The sequence below is a fragment of the Campylobacter concisus genome, assembly GCF_002913865.1.
GTDB classification, from domain to species: domain Bacteria; phylum Campylobacterota; class Campylobacteria; order Campylobacterales; family Campylobacteraceae; genus Campylobacter_A; species Campylobacter_A concisus_AM.
In genome coordinates, this window is record NZ_POYX01000080.1 from 1 (window position 1) to 6,941 (window position 6,941).

General features: G+C 42.7%; 8 protein-coding genes. 7 read left to right on the top strand and 1 reads right to left on the bottom strand.

What is annotated here, in order from left to right:
* Positions 1–107 (bottom strand): 30S ribosomal protein S15 (locus CYP77_RS05180; RefSeq protein ID WP_181001951.1); only part of this gene is annotated, 107 nt, incomplete at its 3' end.
* Between the two features lie 146 nt (positions 108–253).
* Between CYP77_RS05180 and CYP77_RS05185 the strand changes: the two genes are divergently transcribed.
* From CYP77_RS05185 to CYP77_RS05215, 7 genes are read left to right on the top strand one after another with little or no spacing between them, the layout of a single operon-like run.
* Positions 254–658, top strand: a complete 405-nt coding sequence (locus CYP77_RS05185; RefSeq protein ID WP_004317794.1) for an Rrf2 family transcriptional regulator — start codon at positions 254–256, stop codon at positions 656–658.
* A gap of 2 nt (positions 659–660) precedes the next feature.
* Positions 661–2,856 carry a flagellar biosynthesis protein FlhA gene (flhA, locus tag CYP77_RS05190; protein WP_103566979.1) on the top strand — a complete coding sequence of 732 codons (2,196 nt, stop codon included), beginning with the start codon at positions 661–663 and terminating at the stop codon, positions 2,854–2,856.
* 9 nt (positions 2,857–2,865) lie between these two features.
* The gene (locus CYP77_RS05195) at positions 2,866–3,891 is read left to right on the top strand and encodes a DHH family phosphoesterase (protein WP_103599708.1); all 1,026 of its coding nucleotides are present in this window, start codon (positions 2,866–2,868) and stop codon (positions 3,889–3,891) included.
* Positions 3,888–4,115: a hypothetical protein gene (locus CYP77_RS05200; RefSeq protein WP_002942640.1), complete on the top strand. Its 228-nt coding sequence runs from the start codon at positions 3,888–3,890 to the stop codon at positions 4,113–4,115. Before CYP77_RS05195 ends, CYP77_RS05200 begins: the two co-directional genes overlap by 4 nt.
* Before the next feature lie 9 nt (positions 4,116–4,124).
* Positions 4,125–4,535, top strand: coding sequence for a tetratricopeptide repeat protein (locus tag CYP77_RS05205; protein ID WP_103566981.1), 411 nt, complete (start codon positions 4,125–4,127; stop codon positions 4,533–4,535).
* Positions 4,536–4,552: 17 nt separating this feature from the next.
* Positions 4,553–5,482 carry an aspartate carbamoyltransferase catalytic subunit gene (locus CYP77_RS05210; protein ID WP_103566982.1) on the top strand — a complete coding sequence of 310 codons (930 nt, stop codon included), beginning with the start codon at positions 4,553–4,555 and terminating at the stop codon, positions 5,480–5,482.
* 2 nt (positions 5,483–5,484) lie between these two features.
* Positions 5,485–6,762, top strand: coding sequence for a dihydroorotase (locus tag CYP77_RS05215; protein WP_103566983.1), 1,278 nt, complete (start codon positions 5,485–5,487; stop codon positions 6,760–6,762).
* Positions 6,763–6,941 lie beyond the last annotated feature (179 nt).

Below are 6,941 nucleotides of genomic sequence, written 5' to 3' on the forward strand. Positions count from 1 at the left end.
ATTCTAGCTGTTAAAAGAGCTATTTGAACTTCTGGAGAGCCTGTATCTCCCTCTTTTCTAGCGAATTTCGCAACTATTTGAGCTTTTTTAGCCGAATCCAAAGCCATGATGACCTCCTGATTGGTGAATTTTGGAAGAGCGATTATAGCATTTAAAACATAAAGTTAGATAAAACGGCGCTTTTTAAAAATTAATGAAAAATGCAGTAAAAATTTTATAAAATTAGGGCTATTTAAAGAGTTAAGGAAGATAAATGCTTTTTACAAAGGCAAGCGAATACGCTCTACTTTCGCTTATTTTAATATCTCAAAAATCATCGCCAGTTGATGTCGATACGATCTCAAATGAGCTTAAAATTTCAAAAAGCTTTCTGGCAAAAATTTTACAAAATTTAGCAAAAGATGGAGTTTTAAAGTCATTTAAAGGAGCAAATGGCGGTTTTGCACTAAACGGCGAACCTGAAAATTTAAGTATAAAAAAGATAATAGAATGCGCTGAAAAACGCGAGCTAAGCGTCTTTGAGTGCTCATCTTCAGCACTTGGTTGCCCGTCAAACAAAGCTTCAAGCTGTCAAATTTGGTCGATGTTTAGCGGCCTTCAAGGCAAGATCGACGAGATGCTTGACGCGATCAAACTAAGTGACATCGTTAAGAAGTAAAGTTGGCAAAGCAAAAAAATAATATTTTGACTCTTGTCGCACCGTTTCTTGCGCCGATTGTCAAATTTAAAAGTCTTAGCATCGTTGGTATCATCGTTGCCATCCTTGCTATCATTATCGTGCCCCTTCCAAGCGCGGTACTTGACTTTTTCTTGGCACTTTCGATCTCGATTTCTGTGCTTATTATTTTGATCTCTATTTACGTGCCAAAACCAACTGACCTTAGTACGTTTCCGACGCTCATTCTCATCATCACGCTTTTTCGCCTCTCGCTAAACATAGCAACCACGCGTATGATCTTAAGCGAGGGTCACAACGGCCCAGAAGCGGTCAGTGAGATCATCTCAAGCTTTGGAAATTTCGTTGTTGGTGGCAACTTCGTCATCGGCACCATCGTCTTTTGTATCTTGGTGCTCATAAATTTCATGGTCGTAACAAAGGGTTCAACCCGCGTGAGCGAGGTGCAAGCTCGTTTTACACTTGATGCTATGCCTGGTAAGCAAATGGCGATAGATGCGGACCTAAACGCAGGTCTAATAGACGAAAAAACAGCGCGCGAAAGACGTCAAGCCATCATCGGCGAGGCAAATTTCTACGGCGCGATGGATGGTTCGTCTAAATTTATAAAAGGTGACGCAGTAGCCGGCATCATCATCACTATCATAAACATCATCGGTGGCTTTGCCATCGGCTCGTTTCAACACGGCCTTGATATGGCGACATCGGCTCAGTACTATACGATCCTAACTATCGGTGATGGCCTTGTTAGTCAGATCCCAGGACTTATCACTTCAACAGCGACCGCCATCATCATCACAAGAGCTAGCAAAGACGACGAGGACTTTGCAGAGGGCACGCTAAATCAGCTATTAGGAGACTATAAAACCTTGCTAATAGTTGGCTTCATACTATTTATGTTTGCCCTTGTTCCAGGACTTCCGACGCTTTCGCTTGGCTTTATAGCACTGCTATTTTTGGGGCTTGGCTACATCATCAAGCAGACCAAAGATGGTGGGCTAAATTTAAACCTTGCGCCAAAAGAAAAAGCAGCTTCTAAAAAAGCTGGCGGCACTGCGCCAAGTGGGGCAGGGGCAGCAGCTGCAAGTGGTGGCGCTGCTAAAACTCCAAAGAAGAGCGACGAAGAGATCGCAAGAGAAGAAGAGACAAAGATAAATGACATCTTAAAGCTTGAAATTTTAGAGCTTGACCTAGGATACGGCCTACTAAAGCTAGCTGACGTGGATTTAATCGAGAGAATTCGCGCTATGAGGCGAAATATCGCTTCAAGTCTTGGCTTTTTGATGCCAAAGATAAGGATCCGCGACAACCTTCAGCTACCACCAAACGAGTACCGCTTTAAGCTAAAAGGTATCATCATCGGTCAGGGTGAAATTTATGCGGATAAATTTCTAGCGATGGATAGTGGGCTTGTGAGCGAGGATATCGAGGGGATACCGACAAAAGAGCCAGCTTTTGGGCTAGACGCTCTTTGGATCGACGCTAGCGTCAAAGAGGACGCCATACTTAGTGGCTACACGATAGTTGATCCTGCAAGCGTCATCTCAACGCACATGAGTGAGCTTATCAAGCAAAACGCAGCCGAGCTTTTAACTCGCCAAGAGACGCAAAATTTACTAGACAAACTAAAGATTGACTATCCAGTCGTGGTCGAGGATACGCTAAGGATCGCACCTATAAATTTGATACAAAAGGTCTTAAAAACGCTGCTTAAAGACAATATCCCGATCAAAGACCTGCTTAGCATACTTGAAGCCATCAGTGACATCGCCGAGGTTAGTAAAAATTTAGATATGATCATCGAGCACGTGCGTGCAGCGCTTTCACGTGTCATTACTTCGCTTTATGTAGATGAAAAGGGGCAGCTAAATTTTTATATCCTAGACACCGCTGCACAGCAAAAGCTGATGGATGCGGTGCAGTATAAAGACGGCGCATATCACCTGATGATAAACGTGGCGCAGACATCATCGATCGTGCAGGCGCTAAGGCGTGAAAAAGAGAAACGGCCGATGAGCCAGCACGGAGAGATGGTGCTTTGCGTGGAGCCAAGCTTGCGCAAATTTATAGCAAATATCTGTGCAAATTTTGCCATCGACATAGTGGTGCTAAGCTTTGCTGAGATCTCGGCAAATACGCCATTTGAAACGGTTGGCGTCATAGAAATAGAAAATTTATAAAGGAAAACGATGAAAATTTATCACCTCTCGCACACCGATCTTGACGGATACGGCGCACAATACATAACAAATTTTTACTTCAAAGATGTGAAATTTCTAAACTCAAACTACGGCAGAGAGATAGATGATAAATTTGCTCAAATTTTATCTGAGATAGATGCCTCAAACGATGATAAAAACGTTATCTTGATCACTGATCTAAATTTAAGCCTAGCTCAGTGCGAGAGCTTTGAGGAGATGATAGAGAGTAAAAATATCAAGCTATTTTTGCTAGATCATCACCAAAGTGGTGCCGAGTGCGCGAGCGCTTACTCATGGTATTTTTTAGATAGTTCAAGGTGCGCTACAAAGATCACTTATGACTTTTTTGCAGGCATTTTTGGCAAAAACAAAGAGCTTGAAATTTTTAGTGACGTCGTAAATGCCGTGGATATCTGGCTAAAAGATGATAAAAATTTCGAGATGGGCAAGGTCTGCTTGGGGCTTGTGGCATATGCCAAAGAGATAAATAAGGTGATGTTTGAAGCTGAAAACAACCTTTATATGGATCATATCTTAAAAGAAGCTAGCAAATTTTTTAATGAGAAAAACGACTATATCGGCCTTGATATGCAGGTGCATGCCATTAAAAAGTCATTTTTCAAAGAGGATAAAGACGATACGCTAAGCAATCTAATCTCAAACTACGTCGTAAAAAAACTTAGTGAAAATAAAGAGAAATTTAGCATCACTTATAAAGATCATAAAGGGATTTTAACCTACAATGTCGGCAATGTTTCGGTTATCGGCAACGACTTTTTAGTGGCAAATCCTGAATTTGACTTCTTTATCGACGTGACAAATAAAAAAACGCTAAGCTTTCGTGCAAATGGCAAGCTTGACGTTAGCGCCATGGCAAAACACCTAGTTGGTGGCGGCGGCCACGTCAATGCTAGTGGCGGGCTCTTTGCAAATTTCAAAGATGGCTTTAGCTATGAGCCGATCAAGGCGCAGATAGCTGATCTAATAACTAAAAAAACACAGGAGGAGATATGAAAGAAGAAGAGGTAAGCGTAGAGGAGCTTAGCTACGAGCTTAGCATGGTGCTTGAGGCGATGTTTTACTATGCTGGCGTGAAAAAAGATAAGCTTGAAGAGGCGGCAAATCTCTATGTTGAGTGCATCGACGATGCGTTAGAAAACTCTGATGCTAGCGGTAGCGACGAGGTCATAGAGATAGTTGAATATATGAAAAAACACCATCCAAAGTTATTTAAATAAGGAGAAAATATGAAGAAAATTTTAGTTTTTGCAGCGGCACTTTTTGCGTTAAACGCTTTTGCAAGTGAAAATTACGATAAGGCAAATGAGCTTTATGCAAAGAGAAATTTTGAAGAGGCCTATCTTGCTTTTAATAAAGCATGCGGCGAGGGCGAGAAAAAAGCTTGCACGATGAATGCGATCATGCTATTTAACGGCGATGGCGTGGCAAAAGATAGAGCTCAGGCTGAAAAAATTTTTACAAAAATGTGCGACGAAAATGAGGGCATGGCCTGCGAAAAACTAGGCGAAATGACAGCTTATGGCCTTATAAAAGACAAAGACGACAATGAAGCAAAAAGCGAAGAGAAGGCAAAAGCTTTGTTTAAAAAAGCTTGCGACAACGGCTACAAACCAGCTTGCGACTTTGTAACAAAATAGATCAAAAAGGGCTTAAAATGGGCTACAAACATAAAGATTTGATAGGAACTAGAGAGCTTAGCAAGGAAGAAATTTTATATTTTCTAGAGGCGGCGAGAGAGTTTAAGGAGCTAAATTTAAGCCAAGTGAAAAAAAATGACTACCTTCGTGGAAAAACCACGATCAACGCATTTTATGAAAACTCGACAAGAACAAGGACTTCTTTTGAGATCGCAGCAAAGAGGCTTGGAGCTGATACGATAAATTTTAGCTCATCAAGCTCTAGCGTGACAAAGGGCGAGAGCCTAAATGACACGATGAATAACATGGCTGCTATGAGAACTGATATCATCGTGCTTCGTCACCCAAGCTCTGGAGCGGCGAAATTTGCAGCTGATAGGACAGAGGCTAGCGTCGTAAATGCAGGAGACGGCACAAATGAGCACCCAAGCCAAGCTTTGCTTGATCTTTTCACGCTAAGAGAGCATGGCAAAATTTTAGATAAAAACCTAAACGTGGCTATCATCGGCGACATCGCTAGAAGCCGCGTGGCAAGGTCTGACATCTGGGCGATGAAGAAATTTGGCATAAATTTAAAGCTCTTTGCGCCAAGGATGATGATGCCAAAAGACGCTGAGGTCTTTGAGTCTCAAATTTGCAAAAATATGGAGGAGGCTTGCGAGGGTAGTGACGTCATCATCATGCTTCGCATCCAGCTAGAGCGTGGCGGTGCGGACGTGGCATTTCCAAGCTCGAGGGAGTACTCGAAATTTTTTGGACTAAATAAAAATAGGATAAAGCTAGCAAAGCCTGATGCGATCGTGCTGCACCCAGGACCGATAAATAGGGGCGTGGAGCTAAATTCTGACGTGGCTGATGGCACACACTCAGTGGTGCTTAACCAAGTTGAAAACGGCGTTGCGATAAGAATGGCGATACTAAATACGCTTGCAAAAAATAGGGGCTAACGATGAAAATAGCAATAATTAACGGCACTATCGTAAATAGCGACGAGAAATTTAAGGCAAATATCCTAATAGAAAACGGCAAAATAGCCAAAATCGGAAGTGAGAAATTTGAGGCTGATAAGGTCATCGACGCCACAAATAAGCTAGTCATGCCAGGACTTATCGACATGCACGTGCATTTTCGCGATCCTGGTCAAGAGTATAAAGATGACATCATCTCGGGCTCGCAGGCCGCCGTGGCTGGAGGAGTGACCACCTGCCTTTGTATGGCTAACACAAACCCAGTAAATGACAACGCTTCAATCACAAGGGCGATGATAGAAAAGGCTAAAAACTGCGGACTGATCGACCTTTTACCAATCGCAGCCATTAGCAAAGGACTTGGTGGCAATGAGATCGTTGAAATGGGCGATCTTATAGAGGCTGGTGCAGTTGCATTTAGCGATGATGGCTTGCCAGTTACAAGCTCAAGCGTGATGAGAGCGGCACTTGAGTACTCAAGTATGTTTGGCAGCTTTTGTATAAGCCACTCAGAGGACTGCTCGCTTTGCAGGCAGGGCGTTATGCACGAGGGCAAGGTCTCGGCCATACTTGGACTTCGAGGCATGGCAAGGGAGAAAGAGGAGATCGCAGTGAGCCGTGATATGCTACTTGCAAAGCTCACTAAAGCGCACATCCACATCGCTCATGTAAGCTCAGAGTACTCGCTAAAGATCATCGAAATGGGTAAAAAAGAGGGCATAAACATCACTTGCGAGGCGACACCTCACCACTTTAGCTTTAGCGATGATGAAATTTTGAAAAATGCTTATGATACAAATTTCAAAATGTCACCGCCACTTCGTGAGATAAGCGACGTAAAAGCGGTAAGAGAGGCGTTAAAAAGCGGCCTTATAGACGTTATCGCCACCGACCATGCGCCGCACCACACAGATGAAAAGATAGTGGAATTTGACAAGGCGCCATTTGGTATCATCGGACTTCAAACCCTTGTGCCACTCACTCTTAAGCTCGTAAATGAAGGCGTTATAAGCTTGGAGCGCATGGTGGAGCTAACATCTACAAACGCAGCTAAGATGCTAAATTTAAAAGATAAAGGCAGACTTGCTGAGGGCATGCTAGCTGACATCGCAGTGATAGACCCTGAGATCGAGTACGTTTATGACGAGAAGATAAACCGCTCAAAATCAATAAACTCTCCACTATTTGGCAAAAAGCTAAAAGGCGCAGCGACTACTACTATAAAAAGTGGCAAGATCGTTTATGAGTTTGGGAAATAGTCTAAATTTGCTCGTGCTTGCTGGCAAATTTGCTTTAGATGCTTTGAGATACAAAATTTGCTAGAAATTTCTAGCAAATTTTGTTTTTAAGAGTTATATTTTTTAACGATACCGCGAACGACTTTTTCGATAAAAAGCGCAGAGGCTACTTCACAGTGCTCTCTAGTAGAGTGAGGTGA

What these genes read in the sequence shown, in the direction of transcription:
- CYP77_RS05185 (WP_004317794.1), top strand. Translation starts at nt 254, where the DNA reads ATGCTTTTTACAAAGGCAAGCGAATACGCTCTACTTTCGCTTATTTTA.
- CYP77_RS05195 (WP_103599708.1), top strand. Translation starts at nt 2,866, where the DNA reads ATGAAAATTTATCACCTCTCGCACACCGATCTTGACGGATACGGCGCA.
- CYP77_RS05200 (WP_002942640.1), top strand. Translation starts at nt 3,888, where the DNA reads ATGAAAGAAGAAGAGGTAAGCGTAGAGGAGCTTAGCTACGAGCTTAGC.
- CYP77_RS05205 (WP_103566981.1), top strand. Translation starts at nt 4,125, where the DNA reads ATGAAGAAAATTTTAGTTTTTGCAGCGGCACTTTTTGCGTTAAACGCT.
- CYP77_RS05210 (WP_103566982.1), top strand. Translation starts at nt 4,553, where the DNA reads ATGGGCTACAAACATAAAGATTTGATAGGAACTAGAGAGCTTAGCAAG.
- CYP77_RS05215 (WP_103566983.1), top strand. Translation starts at nt 5,485, where the DNA reads ATGAAAATAGCAATAATTAACGGCACTATCGTAAATAGCGACGAGAAA.